This window comes from Achromobacter sp. FW305-C-30-7 (assembly GCF_058783105.1).
This window is the reverse complement of the sequence record NZ_JBYSYI010000002.1, coordinates 119,365-135,270: the sequence shown is the minus strand read 5'-3', so window position 1 is coordinate 135,270 and position 15,906 is coordinate 119,365. Positions and strand designations below refer to the sequence as shown.

Genomic DNA, 15,906 nt, shown 5'->3' with positions numbered 1-15,906 from the left:
GCACGGATGCGGGTAAATCCCGGTCTGCTAGTGACGGGTGCTCGCGCTATTGTTGCGCTCATGAATTCATTGGTCGAAACCGGCCTGGCACAAGTGCAGGCGCCTTATTCCTTGCAGCAGCTCATCGAGGCGTTGTCGGCCGCCTTGCCCGCGCACTGCGTGTTGTTCCGCGAAGAGGATACGCGCCCTTACGAGTGCGACGGCCTCTCTCTATATCGCGCGCTGCCTGCGGTGGTTGCCTTGCCTGAAACGGAAGAGCAGGTGCAGGCCGTCATGCGCATCTGCAAACGCCTGAATGCGCCCGTGGTTGCGCGTGGCGCTGGCACCGGCTTGTCCGGAGGCGCCATGCCGCACAGCCGCGGCGTGTTGCTCGGCTTGTCGAAATTCAATCGCATCAAGCACATCGACCTGGCCAGCGCCACGGCCATCGTGCAGCCCGGCGTGCGCAACCTGGCGATCTCCGAGGCGGCTTCGCCGTATGGGCTGTATTACGCGCCCGATCCCTCCAGCCAGATCGCCTGTTCCATCGGCGGCAACGTGGCGGAGAACTCCGGCGGCGTGCATTGTCTGAAGTACGGGTTGACCGTGCACAACGTGCTGCGGGTGCGGGTCGTGACGATCGATGGCGATGTGGTCGAACTGGGTTCCGAAGCGCCCGATGCGCCCGGCCTGGACCTGCTGTCCGTCTTCATCGGTTCGGAAGGCATGCTGGGCGTGGTCACCGAAGTGACGGTCAAGCTGATCCCCAAGCCGGCCTGCGCGCAGGTGGTCATGGCCAGCTTTTCCAGCGTGGAAGCGGCGGGCAATGCGGTCACGCAGGTGATCGCGGCCGGCATGATACCGGCGGGCCTGGAGATGATGGACCGCCGCGCGACCCACATGGTCGAACCCTTTGTGCGCGCGGGCTACGACATGGACGCACAAGCCATTCTGCTGTGCGAGTCGGACGGCACGCCCGAAGAGGTCGAGCACGAGATCGCGCGCATGGAGGCCGTGTTCCGCGAGGCGGGCGCCACGCGCTGCCAGGTCTCGTCCTCGGAGGCCGAGCGCCTGAAATTCTGGGCCGGCCGCAAGAACGCCTTCCCGGCTGCCGGGCGGGTATCGCCTGATTACTATTGCATGGACGGCACGATACCGCGCCGCCATCTGGCGCGCGTGCTGGGCGCCATCGAACAGATGGAAGACGAGTTCAGCCTGCGTTGCGCCAACGTCTTTCACGCGGGCGACGGCAACCTGCATCCGTTGATCCTGTTCGATTCGAACAAGCCGGACGAGGTGGAGCGCGCCGAGAAATTCGGCGCCGCCATTCTTGAACTGTGCGTGCAGGTAGGAGGGACCGTGACCGGAGAGCACGGGGTGGGTATGGAGAAGATAAATCAAATGTGCGTGCAATTCTCTCGCGAAGAACTCGACGCGTTCCTGGCGGTAAAGCGGGCCTTCGATCCGCCCTGCCTGCTCAATCCTGAAAAAGTCATCCCCACGCTGGCCCGCTGCGCCGAATACGGCAAGATGCATGTCCATGCGGGAGAGCTGCGCTTCCCCGATCTCGCCCGTTTCTAGGACCTGTCCTTATGGATTTCGTCCTGTCGGAATTGTGCGACCAGGTCATGACGGCCCGTGCCGGTCACAAACCCCTGTTTGTGATGGGCGGCGGCAGCAAGGCGTTCTATGGCAACTACCGTCCGGTGACGCCGCAGGATGGCCACTGCCTGCTGGACATGACGCCCTATCGCGGCATCGTCAGCTACCACCCCTCGGAGCTCGTGGTGACGGTGCGCGCGGGTACGCCGCTCGCGGAACTCGAAGCCGCGCTGGCCGAGCATGGGCAGATGCTGGCCTTCGAACCGCCGCATTTCTCGACCTCCGCCACAGTGGGCGGATGCGTGGCGGCGGGGCTGTCGGGCCCGCGCCGCATGAGCGCGGGCGCGCTCAAGGATTTCGTCCTGGGCGCGCAGCTGCTGGATTCGGAAGGCCGCATCCTCTCGTTCGGCGGCGAGGTCATGAAGAACGTGGCGGGTTATGACGTGTCGCGCCTGCTGGCCGGTTCGCACGGCATCTTCGGCGCCATACTCGAAGTGTCCTTGAAGGTCGTGCCGCGGCCGATGGAAGAGGTCACCCTGACGCTGCCCGCCACAGAGGCGCAGGCCTTGGCCAGCTTCGCCCTGTGGCGCGGCAAGCCCTTGCCGATCTCCGCCACCAGCTGGAGCGGCGACGACGGGGACGGCCAGATGGCCGTGCGACTGTCGGGCGCGCCGCCCGCGATCGCCAGCGCCCGTCAACTGATAGGCGGCGCGCCGCTGGCGCCTGAAGCGGCGCAAGCCTGGTGGCGGTCTTTGCGCGAGCAGACCCACGCCTTTTTTGCGCCGGGCCGGCCCTTGTGGCGCCTGGCGCTGCCGCCCACTGCTGCCGCCCTCGGGTTGGGACCTGCCTTGCTGGAGTGGGGCGGAGGCCAGCGCTGGCTGTCGGGCGAGCATGATGCCGCCGCGTTGCGCGAGACCGCCGAGCGGCTGGGCGGCCACGCCACGTTATTCCGCGCCGGGCCAGGCAGGGCGCCGGCCGACGGCGTATTCCATCCGCTGGCGCCCGGGATCGCTGCGATCACGCGCCGCCTCAAACAAGAGCTCGATCCGGCCGGCCTGTTCAACCCCGGCCGTCTGGTCCTGGATCTATAGGGCATCATGCAAACCAATCTGGCATCCTGGGCACGCGAGTCCGATCTGGGCAAGGAGGCCGACGCCATCCTGCGGCGTTGCGTGCACTGCGGTTTTTGCACCGCGACCTGTCCTACCTATCAGGTGCTGGGCGACGAGCTGGACAGCCCGCGCGGACGCATCTACCTGATCAAGCAGGTGCTGGAGGGCGCCGAGCCCACGCAGTCCACGCAGCAGCACCTGGACCGCTGCCTGACCTGCCGCAATTGCGAGACCACTTGCCCGTCTGGCGTCCAGTACGGCCATCTGGTGGATATCGGCCGCAAGATCGTCGAGGAGCGCGTGCCGCGCAGTTGGGCCGACAAGACCAAACGTACCTTGCTGCGCAAGACCATGTTGTCGCCGCTGTTCGCGCCCGCGATGCGGCTGGGGCAGGCGGTGCGCGGTATGTTGCCCGAGTCGCTCAAGCGCAAGGTGCCGGAACGCCGCGCGGCGGGGCCGCTGCCGCAGGTGGCCAGCCATGCGCGGCAGGTGCTGATGCTGGCGGGCTGCGTGCAGCCCGCCATGATGCCCACCATCGATGCGGCCACCATCCGCGTGCTGGACGCGGTCGGCATAGGCGCGCGCATTGCCCCCGGCGCCGGCTGCTGCGGCGCGGCCAGTTTCCACCTGGACGCCCAGGACGACGCGTTGGCGCAGATGCGCGCCAACGTCGACGCCTGGTGGCCGCTGCTGCAGGATGGGAAGGTCGAGGCCATTGTCATGAACGCGTCCGGTTGCGGCGCCATGGTCAAGGAATATGCGCATCACCTGCGGCACGATCCTGCCTATGCGCAAAAGGCCGCGGACATCGTGGCGCTGGTGAAGGACGTAGCCGAAATCGTTGCGCCGCATGCGGCGCAATTGCGCGCGCGGCTGCAGGCGGGTACGCGCGCGGCTTTCCATCCGCCTTGCACGCTGCAGCATTGGCAAGGGCTGCGGCCGCTGTCGGAACAACTGCTGGCGGATCTGGGTTTCGCGTTGCAGCCGTTCGCCGACAAGCATTTGTGCTGCGGTTCGGCGGGGGCTTATTCGGTATTGAATCCAGAAATCGCGCTGGAGTTGCGCGACCGCAAGCTGGGTGCGATCGCCGCAGGCGGACCGGATGTGATCCTGTCCGCCAACATCGGCTGCATCGGCCATTTGCAAAGCGGCACCGACACGCCGGTGCGGCATTGGATCGAAGTGGTGGACGAACAATTGCGCCAGCCTGCCGGCCAGCGCAACGCGTAGGCGCCAGACGCCTAGCGGCATCCGGCGCCAGGCGTCTTACTCCACCGCCTTGACCATGTCTTCCAGCACCTTCTTGGCGTCGCCGAAAACCATCATCGTGCGGTCCATGTAGAAGAGCTCGTTGTCCAGGCCCGCGTAGCCCGAGGCCATGGAGCGCTTGTTCACGATCACGGTGCGGGCTTTGTAGGCTTCGAGGATGGGCATGCCGGCGATAGGCGACTGCGGGTCGTTCTTCGCGGCGGGGTTGACCACGTCGTTCGCGCCCAGCACCAGCACCACGTCGGTCTGGCCGAACTCGCTGTTGATGTCTTCCATTTCGAAGACCTGGTCGTAGGGAACTTCGGCCTCGGCCAGCAGCACGTTCATGTGGCCGGGCATGCGTCCTGCCACCGGGTGAATGGCGTACTTGACCGTCACGCCGCGCTCGGTGAGCTTTTCGGCCAGTTCCTTCAGCGCGTGCTGCGCGCGCGCCACCGCCAGGCCATAGCCCGGAACGATGGTCACGCTTTCGGCGTTGGTCATCAGGAAGGCGGCGTCGTCGGGGCTGCCCGATTTGACGCTGCGCTGCTGTGCATCGCCCGCTGCCGCAGCGCCGCCGGCCTGGCCGCCGAAGCCGCCCAGGATCACGTTGAAGAACGAGCGGTTCATCGCCTTGCACATGATGTAGGACAGGATCGCGCCCGACGAGCCCACCAGCGAACCGGCGATGATCAGCATGGGGTTGTTCAGCGAGAAGCCGATGCCCGCCGCCGCCCAGCCCGAGTAGCTGTTCAGCATGGACACCACCACCGGCATGTCGGCGCCGCCGATCGGGATGATGATCAGCACGCCCAGCACGAAGGCGATGATCGTCATGACGATGAAGGGCGTCCATTCCTGCGTGAGCATGAACCAGATGCCGCAGCCCAGCATCAGCAGCGCCAGCGCCAGGTTCAGCATGTGCTGGCCCGAGAACACCACCGGCGCGCCTTGGAACAGGCGGAACTTGTACTTGCCCGACAGCTTGCCGAAGGCGATGACCGAACCCGAGAACGTGATGGCGCCGACGAAGGTGCCGATGAACAGCTCGAAGCGATTGCCGGTGGGGATGGGCATGCCGGCCGGCACGATGCCGAAGGCATGCGGCTCGGCCACCACGGCCACCGCGATGGCGACCGCCGCCAGGCCGATCATGCTGTGCATGAAGGCGACCAGTTCGGGCATCTTGGTCATTTCGACGCGCTTGGCCATCAGCGTGCCGATGGAGCCGCCCACCAGCAGGCCCAGCACGACCCAGCCCAGGCCGATGGTGGCGGCGCCACTGCGGGCCAGGGCGACGATGAGCGCGGCCGTGGTCAGCACGGCGATCGCCATGCCGGCCATGCCGAACGCATTGCCCAGCCGCGAGGTGGTGGGATGCGACAGGCCCTTAAGCGCCTGGATGAAGCAGACCGAGGCGATGAGATACAGCAGGGTGACGAGGTTGAGCGAGATCATTTCGCTTCCTCCTTGCCTGCCTTGCGGTCTTTCTTCTTGAACATTTCCAGCATGCGCCGGGTCACGAGAAAGCCGCCGAACACGTTGACCGCAGCCAGCGCCACGGCAAAGACGCCCATGCCGCGCGCCAGTCCGCCTTCGGTCAATGCGGCCGCCAGCATGGCGCCCACGATGATGATGGCGGAAATGGCGTTGGTGACGGCCATCAGCGGCGTGTGCAGGGCGGGGGTGACGTTCCACACGACGTGGTAGCCGACATAGATGGCCAGCACGAAGATGATGAGGTTCATCAGGGTGGGGTTGATCGCTTCCATGCTGTCAGTTCCTCCGCGCCACGTTGCCGCCTTCGCACATCAGGCAGGCCGCGACGATTTCGTCGTCGCGCTGGATCGCCAGCGCGCCGTCCGCATTGATGATGAGTTTCAGGAAATCCTGGATATTGCGCGCATACAGCGCCGACGCGTCGGTTGCGACCAGACCGGGCAGGTTGGTCAGCCCGATGATGGTCACGCCGTGCTTTTCCACGATCTGCCCTTTCTCGGACAGCGGGCAATTGCCGCCGCGTTCGACCGCCAGGTCCACCAGCACCGAACCCGGCTTCATGGCCGCGACGGTTTCCGCGGACACCAGCGTGGGGGCGGGGCGGCCGGGGATCAGCGCCGTGGTGATGACGATGTCGGCCTGCTTGCAGCGCTCGGACACGAGCGCGGCCTGCCGCGCCATCCAGGCGGGCGGCATGGGCCGCGCATAGCCGCCCGTGCCTTGCGCGATTTCGCGTTCTTCATCCGTTTCGAAAGGCACGTCGATGAACTTGGCGCCCAGCGATTCCACTTGTTCGCGCGCGGCGGGGCGCACGTCCGAGGCTTCGACCACCGCGCCCAGCCGCTTGGCGGTGGCGATGGCCTGCAGCCCGGCGACGCCGGTGCCCAGCACGACGGCGCGGGCCGCTTTCAGCGTGCCTGCGGCGGTCATCATCATGGGGATCAGGCGGCCGTAGTGATGGGCTGCCAGCAGCACCGCCTTGTAGCCGGCCAGGTTGGCCTGCGAGGACAGCACGTCCAGGCTCTGCGCCCGCGTGATGCGGGGCGCGGCCTCCAGCGCGAATCCCGTGAGCCCCGCGGCCGCCATTTGCTGGATGCCTTCGGCGTCGAAGGGATCCAGCATGCCGACCACGACGGCGCCGGATTTCATCTGGGGCAGTTCCGCGGCAGAAGGCGCGCGCACCTTCATGACAAGGTCTGCCCCCAACGCATCCTGGGCGCTGCCGAGCGTGGCGCCCGCTGCCTCATAGGCCTCGTCGAGATAGCGGGCGGCAGTGCCTGCCCCGCGCTCCACGACGACGGTGTGTTTGCCGCCTACGTACTTCTTGACGGTCTCCGGTGTTGCTGCGACACGAGTTTCCCCGTCTCGGGTTTCTTTTGGTATCCCGATGTGCATCTACGCCTCTCCTCATTAGTTGGCATCAGTTATACACGGGAAAGTGAAAGGAAAGGTGTCCCGCCCCCAGGGGGCGAGGGGGAAGAATCCGGCATTGCCGGAACGGCAAGGCGATCTGCCAACTCAAAAAAAAGCCCCATGGCGAACCATGGGGCTGGGGTCTTGCGACCCAACTGCTCCGGCCAGTCTGACTTTTGCGCTGGCCGGCACCAGTGCGCAAACGTCCGGCGTCAAGCCGTTTGCGCGCGAGTCCAGGTGATCAGCGCGGCGGTGAGCTCGCGCAGATCGGCCTTCAGACGGCCGTAGTTTTCAGAAGGACGCAGCGAGACTTCGTCCATGTAGAGCTTGCGGTTGATCTCGATCTGCAGGCTGTGGCGGCCTTCCTCGGGACGGCCGAAGGCGCGCACCAGTTCCACGCCCTTGTAGGGATCGTTGACGGTGACGTTGTAGCCGCGTTCGCGCAGCCAGGCGGCGATGAATTCGCGGAAGGCCGGGTCGCTGGTGCTGCCGTCGCGGTCGCCCAGCACGAAGTCGGGGTGCACCAGGCCAGGACGGTCGGTGGCGTAGGCGCCGGCGACGCTGGGCATGGAGTGGCAGTTGATGTGCCAGACCTTGCCGAACTTCTGGTGGGCGGCGTCCAGCACCTGGCCCAGCGCGGCGTGGTAGGGCTTCCAGCAGGCGTCGATGCGGTGGCGCACTTCCGCCACCGTCAGCTTGCGGTTGTAGAGCGGCGTGCCGTCGTCCAGCATGCGCCAGATCAGGCCCTTGCCCAGCTTGACCTTGGGCGAGGCGTTGACGGCGTCGGGCCAGGCCTCGTCCAGCAGCAATTCGTCGATTTCGTCGGGCGAGCGGTTGGCGTCGATATAGGCGCGCGGAAACGCGGCGGCAATCATCGGTACGCCCATGTCCAAGGCGTCGCCCCACAGGTCGTCAACCCAGGTGTCCTCGGCGGTGCGCAAGGCGCCAAAGTCCACCGCAGCCGCGAAATCGGGGGGGTAGGCGGTGCCGCTGTGCGGGGAGTCCAGCACAAGGGGAGCCGAGGAGTCCGAATCAGGATACTGCTGCGGGAGGTCGAGCCGGTAAGACAGGGGTTGGGTAATTCGCATAAGGGGGTGTTGCGTTCGTGAATCGGAGATCCTCGCCGCCGCGAGGGACGGCGAGGATCGAAGACCGCTTAGTCGATCTTCACGTTGGCTTCTTTGGCGATGCGCTTGTTCTTGGCGATTTCAGCCGAGATCTGCGCCGCGAATTCGGCCGGGGTGTTGGCGGCAGGCGCGGCGCCCAGGGCTTCCAGGCGGGTCTTGACGTCGGCTTCGGCGCTGACCTTCTGCACGGCGGCGTTCAGCTTGTCCAGCACGGGCTGGGGCAGCTTGGCGGGGGCCACCAGGCCGAACCAGGACGCGTCGTTCACAGCCGGCAGGCCGGCTTCGGCGAACGTGGGCACGTCGGGCAGGGCGGCCACGCGCTTGGGCGAGGCGACGGCCATGGCGATCAGGCGGCCGGACTGCACGTGCGGCAGCGAGGAAGGCAGGTTGTCATACATGACGTCGACCTGGCCGGCCAGCGCGTCGTTCAGCGCCGGACCCACGCCGCGGTACGGCACGTGCATCAGGTTGGTGCCCGAAGCCATCTTGAACAGTTCGCCCATCATGTGCGAGACCGAACCGTTGCCGGCCGACGCGTAGGTCAGCTTGCCCGGCTCGCTCTTGGCCAGCTTGATGAAGTCGGCGATGTTCTTGGCCTGGACCTTCGGGTTGATGGTCATGATGTTGGGCACGGCCGCCAGGTTCGAGATGGGCGTGAAGTCCTTCTCGCCGTCGAACGGCAGGTTCGGGTAGATGGCCGGGTTGATGCCGTGGGTGCTGACGGTGGCGATGCCCAGCGTGTAGCCGTCAGGCGCGCTGCTGGCGACGAAGGCGCTGCCGATCGAGCCGCCGGCGCCGCCGCGGTTTTCCACCACCACGGTCTGGCCCAGTTCCTTGCCCAGCTTGTCGGCGAACAGGCGGCCGACGATGTCGGTGGTGCCTCCGGGCGGGAACGGAACGATCAGGCGGATGGGCTTGGTCGGATACGCGTCTTCAGCGTGCGCGATGCCCGAGGTCAGCGGCGTGGCCAGGGTCGCGGCGGCGACGCACAGGCCCAGTACTACATTACGGCGTTGCATGGATTCCCCTAATGAATTGGAAAGCGGATGCGCAAAGGCAGACGCAAACGCAACGATTCTTTCCTGGCGGTCGGGTTTGCGCAAACGAAAGTTTCTCCGTAAGCTATGAGTTTTTTTCATGCCTCTTTTCGCGGCGGCCCGGAACGCGGCTGTTTCGACTGCGCGGCCTGAAACAATTTGCGTACCCCATCCATGCGGCGTTTCTGTCCTTCTCTTACCGATCTCCAGGCGTTTGAAGTCGCCGCGAGACATAGCAGTTTCACGCGCGCGGCTCAGGAATTGTGTGTCACCCAGGGCGCGGTCAGTAAGCAGGTGAAACATTTGGAGGAGTTCGTCGGCATCGAACTATTCCTGCGGATCAGGCAAGGCCTGGTTCTGACCGAGGCTGGACGCAGTTATCTGACCAAGATCCAGGCCGGCCTGGGGCAGATCGAAGCCGCGACCGTGGAGCTGATCGCGCACCAGGGGCAGGGCGGCACGCTGAACCTGACCTGTATGCCGACCTTCGGCGCGCGCTGGTTGATCCCGCGCCTGACCGCCTTCATGCGCCTGCGGCCGGACATCCATGTCGAGTTCCTGCCCCACCGGCAGGGCTATGACTTTTCCACGCCGGAACTGGACGCCGCCGTGCGCTTCGGCGAGGGCATCTGGCCGGGCAGCGGGGCGGACTACATCGTCGGCCGCGAAATCCTGCCGGTCTGTAGTCCGCGCCTGATTCCGGGCGGTTGCGCCACGCCGGCAGATCTGCTGGCCTACCCGCTGTTGCACCATACCTCGGCGCTGGACGGCTGGCGCGACTGGTTCGAGCAAGCCGGCTGCGATACCCGGCGCAGCCTGGAAGGCGCGCGCTTCGACCAGTACGCGCTGTTGTCGCAGGCGGCCGCGGCCGGCTTTGGCGTGGCGCTGATTCCGCGCTGCCTGATCGAGGACGAACTGCGCGACGGCAAGCTGGCCGTCGCTATCCAGTTGCCTATCCGGGCGCGCATGGGGTACTACCTGTGCTATCCGGAGCAGAAAGCCAATCTGCCCACTTTGCAGGCTTTCCGCACCTGGCTGATGGAAGTATCGCGCGCGGCCGAGCCGCAGCCGCGGGAAGATGCCCCGTCCGATCTAAAATAGATCCATCATGAATCAAAAATCTACCAAGAAGGGCCGCGTTGTCGTCGGCATGTCCGGCGGGGTCGATTCTTCGGTCACCGCCTGGCTGCTCAAGCAGCAAGGCTATGAGGTCGTCGGCCTGTTCATGAAGAACTGGGAAGACGACGACGATTCCGAATACTGCTCCACCCGCCAGGACCTGCTGGACGCCGCCAGCGTCGCGGACCTGGTCGGCGTCGAGTTCGAGTTCGTCAATTTCGCCGCCGAATACAAGGACCGCGTGTTCGCGGAGTTCCTGCGCGAGTACTCCGCGGGCCGCACGCCCAATCCGGACGTGCTGTGCAACGCCGAGATCAAGTTCAAGGCCTTCCTCGACCACGCGATGGCGCTGGGCGCCGAGCACATCGCCACGGGCCACTACGCGCGGGTGCGCGAAGTGCCGGCCGAGGGCGGCGGCACGCAGTTCCAGCTGCTCAAGGCGCTGGACGCGTCCAAGGACCAGAGCTACTTCCTGCATCGCCTGAACCAGGCGCAGCTCTCGCGCACCATGTTCCCGCTGGGCGAGATCCACAAGACCGAAGTGCGGCGCATCGCGCACGAGATCGGGCTGCACAATGCCGCCAAAAAGGATTCCACCGGCATCTGCTTCATCGGCGAGCGGCCGTTCCGGGAGTTCCTGAACCGCTATCTGCCGACCGAGCCGGGTCCGATCATGACGCCGGAAGGGCAGAAGGTCGGACGCCACGAAGGGCTGTCCTTCTACACGCTGGGCCAGCGCAAGGGCCTGGGCGTGGGCGGGGTGAAGGGACGCCAGCGCGAGGACGGCACGGCCGAAGCCTGGTACGTGGCGCGCAAGGACCTGGAGCGCAATGTGCTTTACGTGGTGCAGGGGCACGACCACCCATGGCTGCTGTCGGGCGAACTGCGCGCGCAGGACGCCAGTTGGGTCGCGGGCCACGCGCCGGCCGCCGGCACGTATGGCGCCAAGACGCGTTACCGGCAGGCCGATGCCGCCTGCCGCCTGGACGGTGCTGTGGACGGCACGTTCAGCCTTGGCTTTACCGAGCCGCAGTGGGCGGTTACCCCCGGACAGTCCGCCGTGCTTTACGATGGCGAGGTTTGCCTGGGCGGCGGCATCATCCTGTAGGCGCCGCGCCGGCATCCGCCGCGCGGCGTGTACGGACTTCAATCAAAGCCCCTCGGGCGCGGCCCGTGGGGCTTTGTTCATTACCAAGAAGAAAGAGGAGAGAGTTGTGGATGTAACGATGGTGATTTGCCTGCTGGTGCTGGGCGGAGTGGTGGGTTTCGCCGCGGGCCTGCTGGGCATAGGCGGGGGCATGCTGCTGGTGCCATTCCTGACGATGCTGTTCGCGTGGAAGGGCATGCCTGCCGACCTGGTGGTGCACGCCGCCATCGCCACGTCGATGACCTCGATCCTGTTCACCTCCATTTCCAGCGTGCGGGCGCACCAGCAGCGCGGCACCATCAAATGGAACATCGTCTGGGCGATGGCGCCGGGCATCATCGTCGGCGGCCTGCTGTCCGGCGGCGCGGTGTTCGCCGCGCTCAGCACGCTGTGGCTGTCGCTGTTCTTCGCGCTGTTCGTCGGCTATTCCGGCTGGAGCATGCTGCAGAACAAGAAGCCCAAGCCCAGCCGCCAGATGCCGGGCGTGGTGGGCACCAGCGCGGCGGGGGCGGGCATCGGCTTTCTGTCCGGCCTGGTGGGCGCGGGCGGTGGCTTCCTGTCGGTGCCGTTCATGGTCTGGTGCAACGTAGCCTTGCACAACGCGGTGTCGACCTCGGCAGCGCTGGGCTTTCCCATCGCGCTGGCCAATAGCGTGGGCTACGTGGTGTCAGGACTGAATTCGGGCGAATCGCGTCCCGGCATGCTGGGCTACATCTACTGGCCGGCCTTGATTGCGCTGGTGTGCACCAGCGTGCTGACGGCGCCGCTGGGCGCGCGCATGGCGCACCGCCTGCCGGTGCAGACCTTGAAGCGCGTGTTTGCCTGCCTGCTGTTCGCGCTGGCCGCGTACATGCTGTTCAAGGCCTGGCAGACGTTCACCAGTTGAGCCGGGTACGGCTGCGCCGATGGATAGGCGCAGCCGGCGTAGAAGTAGACGAGAAGCCGAGGCACGGCCAGCGCGGAAGCGTACGCGGAGCAGAAGCGGGGCCGCACGGATCCGGCTCCGCCGGTCCGTAGCGGCGCCCCCTGGGGGGAGGCGCGCAGCGCCTCGGGGGGGACTACACCACCGGAACGGTATCGACGAACGATTGGCGTTGCGATAGCTTGTCGTACAGGCGGGCCAGGTTCTGGTGGTTGGTACGCCAGTCGAGCGCGGCGAAGCGCAGGTCCAGGTAGCCCAGTGCGCAGCCGACAGCGATGTCGGCCAGGCTGTAGTTGATGCCCATACAGTGGGCGTTGTCGCCCAGGCTCTTGTTCATGGCGTCGAGGCTGGCGTGGATCTTGGAGTACTGGCGTTCGATCCATTCGGGGCTGCGCTGAGCCTCGGGACGCTGGTTTTCCTTGACGATGGTCACGCAGGCGTCCAGGAGGCCATCGGCGATGGCTTCCCAGCACTTGACGGCCGCGCGGTCGCGCCCCGGCTGAGGAATCAGGCGGGCGACCGGGGACAGGGTGTCGACGTATTCGACGATGACGCGCGAATCGAAGAGGGCGCCGCCATCTTCCATGACCAGGCAAGGTACCTTGCCCAGCGGGTTGTACGTTTGGATCTGCGTGTCGGCGGACCAGACGTTTTCGAGTTCAAGCCGGTAGTCCAGCTTTTTCTCGGCCATGACGATACGCACTTTGCGCACGTAAGGACTGGTAAGCGAGCCGATCAGTTTCATGGAGTCACAAGCGGAGTCGGAAAGCGGCCGAAGTATAGCAGGCCGCATGACGGCAGACGGCCAAGAGGCCGGAATCTTCGTCAGTTTGCCACAATGTTGCATGCTTCCGGATGATAAAATCGCCCGATTCGCTCATTCCCCGCTTTTTCTTTCCCATACCATGCAAATCGCCGATCAGCTCAGCCAACTCAACGCCCTTTCGCCATTGGATGGCCGGTACGCTTCCCGGGGCGACGCGCTGCGCGGCCTGCTCTCCGAAGCCGGCTTCATGGCGCATCGCGTCGAAGTCGAGGTGGCCTGGCTGATCGCGCTGTCGGATGCCGGCCTGCCGGAACTGCCCGCCTTCTCCGAAGCCGCCCGCGCCCGCCTGCAACAATTGGTGCGCGACTTCTCGGAAGCGGACGCCGCCCGCATCAAGGACATCGAACGCGTCACCAACCATGACGTCAAGGCCGTTGAGTACTGGTTGAAGGAAAAAGTGGCCGATGACGCCGAGCTGGCCCGCGCCGCCGAGTTCATCCACTTCGCCTGCACCTCCGAGGACATCAACAACACCTCGCACGCGCTGATGCTGACCCGCGCCCGCAACGAGGTCGTGGTGCCGCGCCTGCGTGAACTGGCCGCCAAGCTGAACGACATGGCCGTGGCCCAGGCCGACCAGCCCATGCTGTCGCGCACGCACGGCCAGCCCGCCAGCCCGACGACCCTGGGCAAGGAATTCGCCAACGTGGCCGCGCGCCTGAACCGCGCCATCGCCGCCGTCGAGGCCGTCGAACCGCTGGCCAAGCTGAACGGCGCCACCGGCAACTACAACGCCCACCTCTCGGCCTACCCCGAGATCGATTGGCCCGCTTTCAGCCAGCGCGTGCTGGCTGGCCTGGGCCTGACCCAGAACCGCCACACCATCCAGATCGAACCCCACGACTGGATGTCGGCGCTGTTCGATGCCATCACGCGTGCCAACATCATTGTGCTGGACCTGGACCGCGACATCTGGGGCTACGTGGCGCTGGGCTACTTCAAGCAGCGCCTGAAGGAAGGCGAGGTCGGCTCGTCCACCATGCCGCACAAGGTCAACCCGATCGACTTCGAAAACTCCGAGGGCAATCTGGGCCTGGCCAACGCCGTGCTGCGCCACCTCGCCGACAAGCTGCCGATCTCCCGCTGGCAGCGCGACCTGACCGACTCCACCGTGCTGCGCAACCTGGGCGTGGGCCTGGGCTACTGCCTGGTGGCCTGGGACGCCTGCATGCGCGGGCTGGGCAAGCTGGAAGTCAACACCGCGGCCATCGACGCCGACATCGACGCTTGCTGGGAAGTGCTGGCTGAACCGGTGCAGACCGTCATGCGCCGCTATGGCTTGCCGCAGCCGTACGAACAGCTCAAGGCTTTGACGCGCGGCAAGGGCATCACCGAGGAAGGTCTGCGAGAATTCATCCAGGGCCTGGCCCTGCCCGAAGAGCCCAAGGCGCGCCTGCTGGCGATGACCCCGCGCTCCTATATCGGGCTGGCGGCCGACTTGGCCCGGGCGGTATAGTCGCCTTGCCGCGCGCCTGGGGCGCGCGGCCTCTGTTGAACTTACGGGAGATTGCAATGAAGAAGTTGTCCACGCTCGCCGCGTTGGCCTGTATGACGGTTGGGCCGCTGCTGGCGACGAGCGCGTCCGCGCAGTTCGCCAAGCCCGAGGATGCGGTCAAATACCGCCAGTCGGCGCTGACGCTGATGGCTTCCCACTTTGGCCGCATGGCGCCGGTGGTCAAGGGCCAGCAACCCTATGACGCCGCGCAGATCAAGGCCAATGTGGAAGTGCTGAAGACCTTGTCGGCCTTGCCGTGGACGGCTTTCGGCGCGGGCACGGAGGGCGGCGACGCGCGTCCCGAAGTCTGGAGCGACGCTGCGGGCTTCAAGCAGAAGCAGCAGGCCTTCCAGGACAACATCGTCAAGTTGTCTGCCGCCGCCGATGCCGGCGACCTGGACAAGCTGCGCGCCGCGTTTGGCGATGTCGGCGCAAGCTGCAAGGCCTGCCACGACTCGTACCGCAAGAAGAAATAAAGCGCCGGCCGTCCGCGGGCGGCATGTGGGCAAAGAGGCGCCAGCGGAATCGTTGGCGCTTTTTTTTGGTCATTGCGGGGCGTGGGCCGCGGTTCTCGGACCATGGGCGCATCCCGTTTCAGGGAGAGCGTATGAAATCCTTTGAGGATCTGGTGGCCGAGGCCGAAGCTGCCGACGTGAACGGGTGGGGTTTCGACTGGCTGTCGGGGCGGGCCTCCGAGGAGCGCCCGCCTTGGGGTTATGCCAATCGACTCGCCCAGCGCTTGGCCCGTGTGCAGTCGGCGCTGGATTTGGACACGGGCGGTGGCGAGGTGCTGGGCGAGGCCGCCGGCTTTCCGCCGGTGATGCATGCGACCGAAGCTTGGCCGCCCAATGCCAGGAAAGCGCATGAGCGCCTGGCCGCGCGCGGCGTGCAGGTGGTGCAGACCGCGCATGGCGCTGCGTTGCCATTCGCCGACGCCTCGTTCGAATTGGTGACGTCCAGACATCCCGTGAGTCCGGACTGGGCAGAGATCCATCGCGTGCTCAAGCCGGGCGGACACTACTTCGCGCAGCACGTGGGACCGGCTTCCGCGTTCGAACTGATCGAGCATTTTCTCGGGCTATTGCCGCAGGAACGGCGCCTGCGCGATCCGCGGGATGAAGCCGCCGACGCCGCGGCGGCAGGGCTGACCGTGACGGATTTGCGCACGGCGCGCTGCCGGATGGTGTTCCACGACGTGGGCGCCGTGGTCTGGATTCTGCGCAAGTGCGTGTGGTGGGTGCCGGGCTTTTCGGCGCGGAAGTACCATGACGCGCTGTTGGCGCTGGATATGCGGATGCGCCGCGGGGAGCCGTTGGTGGCTCACTCGACGCGGCATCTGATCGAGGCGCGGCGTTGAGGCTGCGCAGCGCTGTTTCGCG

The 15,906-nt window shown here is 66.0% G+C and carries 15 protein-coding genes; 9 read left to right on the top strand and 6 right to left on the bottom strand.

The features are described from left to right. Positions 1-60 precede the first annotated feature (60 nt). Genes AC3WOB_RS07580 through glcF form a run of 3 tightly spaced genes read left to right on the top strand, consistent with a single transcriptional unit; the run spans position 61 to position 3,923 of the window. Positions 61-1,560, top strand: coding sequence for an FAD-linked oxidase C-terminal domain-containing protein (locus AC3WOB_RS07580; protein ID WP_207466228.1), 1,500 nt, complete (start codon positions 61-63; stop codon positions 1,558-1,560). 11 nt (positions 1,561-1,571) lie between these two features. After that, positions 1,572-2,672 (top strand): glycolate oxidase subunit GlcE, encoded by a 1,101-nt coding sequence (glcE, locus tag AC3WOB_RS07575; RefSeq protein WP_492274679.1) that lies wholly within the window; start codon positions 1,572-1,574, stop codon positions 2,670-2,672. 6 nt (positions 2,673-2,678) lie between these two features. Beyond that, the gene (gene glcF, locus AC3WOB_RS07570; protein WP_492274678.1) at positions 2,679-3,923 is read left to right on the top strand and encodes a glycolate oxidase subunit GlcF; all 1,245 of its coding nucleotides are present in this window, start codon (positions 2,679-2,681) and stop codon (positions 3,921-3,923) included. Positions 3,924-3,959: 36 nt separating this feature from the next. Here the strand turns inward: glcF and AC3WOB_RS07565 are convergent, their stop codons facing one another. The 5 genes from AC3WOB_RS07565 to AC3WOB_RS07545 all read right to left on the bottom strand — a co-directional run bounded on the left by AC3WOB_RS07565 (position 3,960) and on the right by AC3WOB_RS07545 (position 9,000). Then, the gene (locus tag AC3WOB_RS07565; RefSeq protein WP_013392580.1) at positions 3,960-5,399 is read right to left on the bottom strand and encodes an NAD(P)(+) transhydrogenase (Re/Si-specific) subunit beta; all 1,440 of its coding nucleotides are present in this window, start codon (positions 5,397-5,399) and stop codon (positions 3,960-3,962) included. Continuing rightward, positions 5,396-5,713 (bottom strand): NAD(P) transhydrogenase subunit alpha part 2, encoded by a 318-nt coding sequence (locus tag AC3WOB_RS07560; RefSeq protein ID WP_013392581.1) that lies wholly within the window; start codon positions 5,711-5,713, stop codon positions 5,396-5,398. The genes AC3WOB_RS07565 and AC3WOB_RS07560 overlap by 4 nt, the downstream gene beginning before the upstream one ends. Before the next feature lie 4 nt (positions 5,714-5,717). Further along, positions 5,718-6,836 carry a Re/Si-specific NAD(P)(+) transhydrogenase subunit alpha gene (locus tag AC3WOB_RS07555; protein ID WP_013392582.1) on the bottom strand — a complete coding sequence of 373 codons (1,119 nt, stop codon included), beginning with the start codon at positions 6,834-6,836 and terminating at the stop codon, positions 5,718-5,720. Positions 6,837-7,066: 230 nt separating this feature from the next. After that, positions 7,067-7,942 carry an N-formylglutamate amidohydrolase gene (locus tag AC3WOB_RS07550; protein ID WP_492274677.1) on the bottom strand — a complete coding sequence of 292 codons (876 nt, stop codon included), beginning with the start codon at positions 7,940-7,942 and terminating at the stop codon, positions 7,067-7,069. A gap of 68 nt (positions 7,943-8,010) precedes the next feature. Continuing rightward, positions 8,011-9,000 carry a Bug family tripartite tricarboxylate transporter substrate binding protein gene (locus AC3WOB_RS07545; protein ID WP_013392584.1) on the bottom strand — a complete coding sequence of 330 codons (990 nt, stop codon included), beginning with the start codon at positions 8,998-9,000 and terminating at the stop codon, positions 8,011-8,013. A gap of 192 nt (positions 9,001-9,192) precedes the next feature. Here AC3WOB_RS07545 and gcvA point away from each other — a divergent pair, with 192 nt between their 5' ends. The 3 genes from gcvA (at position 9,193) to AC3WOB_RS07530 (ending at position 12,170) form a co-directional block, all read left to right on the top strand. After that, complete coding sequence (gene gcvA / locus AC3WOB_RS07540) at positions 9,193-10,119, top strand: transcriptional regulator GcvA (protein ID WP_013392585.1); 927 nt, start codon at positions 9,193-9,195, stop codon at positions 10,117-10,119. 7 nt (positions 10,120-10,126) lie between these two features. Beyond that, positions 10,127-11,245 (top strand): tRNA 2-thiouridine(34) synthase MnmA, encoded by a 1,119-nt coding sequence (mnmA, locus tag AC3WOB_RS07535; RefSeq protein ID WP_492274676.1) that lies wholly within the window; start codon positions 10,127-10,129, stop codon positions 11,243-11,245. A 106-nt stretch (positions 11,246-11,351) separates the two neighbouring features. Next, complete coding sequence (locus AC3WOB_RS07530; RefSeq protein WP_492274675.1) at positions 11,352-12,170, top strand: sulfite exporter TauE/SafE family protein; 819 nt, start codon at positions 11,352-11,354, stop codon at positions 12,168-12,170. 172 nt (positions 12,171-12,342) lie between these two features. Here the strand turns inward: AC3WOB_RS07530 and AC3WOB_RS07525 are convergent, their stop codons facing one another. After that, positions 12,343-12,951 carry a glutathione S-transferase gene (locus AC3WOB_RS07525; protein WP_454693925.1) on the bottom strand — a complete coding sequence of 203 codons (609 nt, stop codon included), beginning with the start codon at positions 12,949-12,951 and terminating at the stop codon, positions 12,343-12,345. Between the two features lie 160 nt (positions 12,952-13,111). Here AC3WOB_RS07525 and purB point away from each other — a divergent pair, with 160 nt between their 5' ends. From purB to AC3WOB_RS07510, 3 genes are all read left to right on the top strand, one after another. Continuing rightward, positions 13,112-14,488, top strand: a complete 1,377-nt coding sequence (gene purB / locus AC3WOB_RS07520; protein WP_013392589.1) for an adenylosuccinate lyase — start codon at positions 13,112-13,114, stop codon at positions 14,486-14,488. 56 nt (positions 14,489-14,544) lie between these two features. Next, on the top strand, positions 14,545-15,003 hold the full coding sequence (locus AC3WOB_RS07515; protein WP_013392590.1) for a c-type cytochrome: 459 nt from the start codon (positions 14,545-14,547) through the stop codon (positions 15,001-15,003). A 131-nt stretch (positions 15,004-15,134) separates the two neighbouring features. Further along, positions 15,135-15,884 carry a class I SAM-dependent methyltransferase gene (locus AC3WOB_RS07510; RefSeq protein WP_492274674.1) on the top strand — a complete coding sequence of 250 codons (750 nt, stop codon included), beginning with the start codon at positions 15,135-15,137 and terminating at the stop codon, positions 15,882-15,884. The last annotated feature ends 22 nt before the right edge of the window (positions 15,885-15,906 follow it).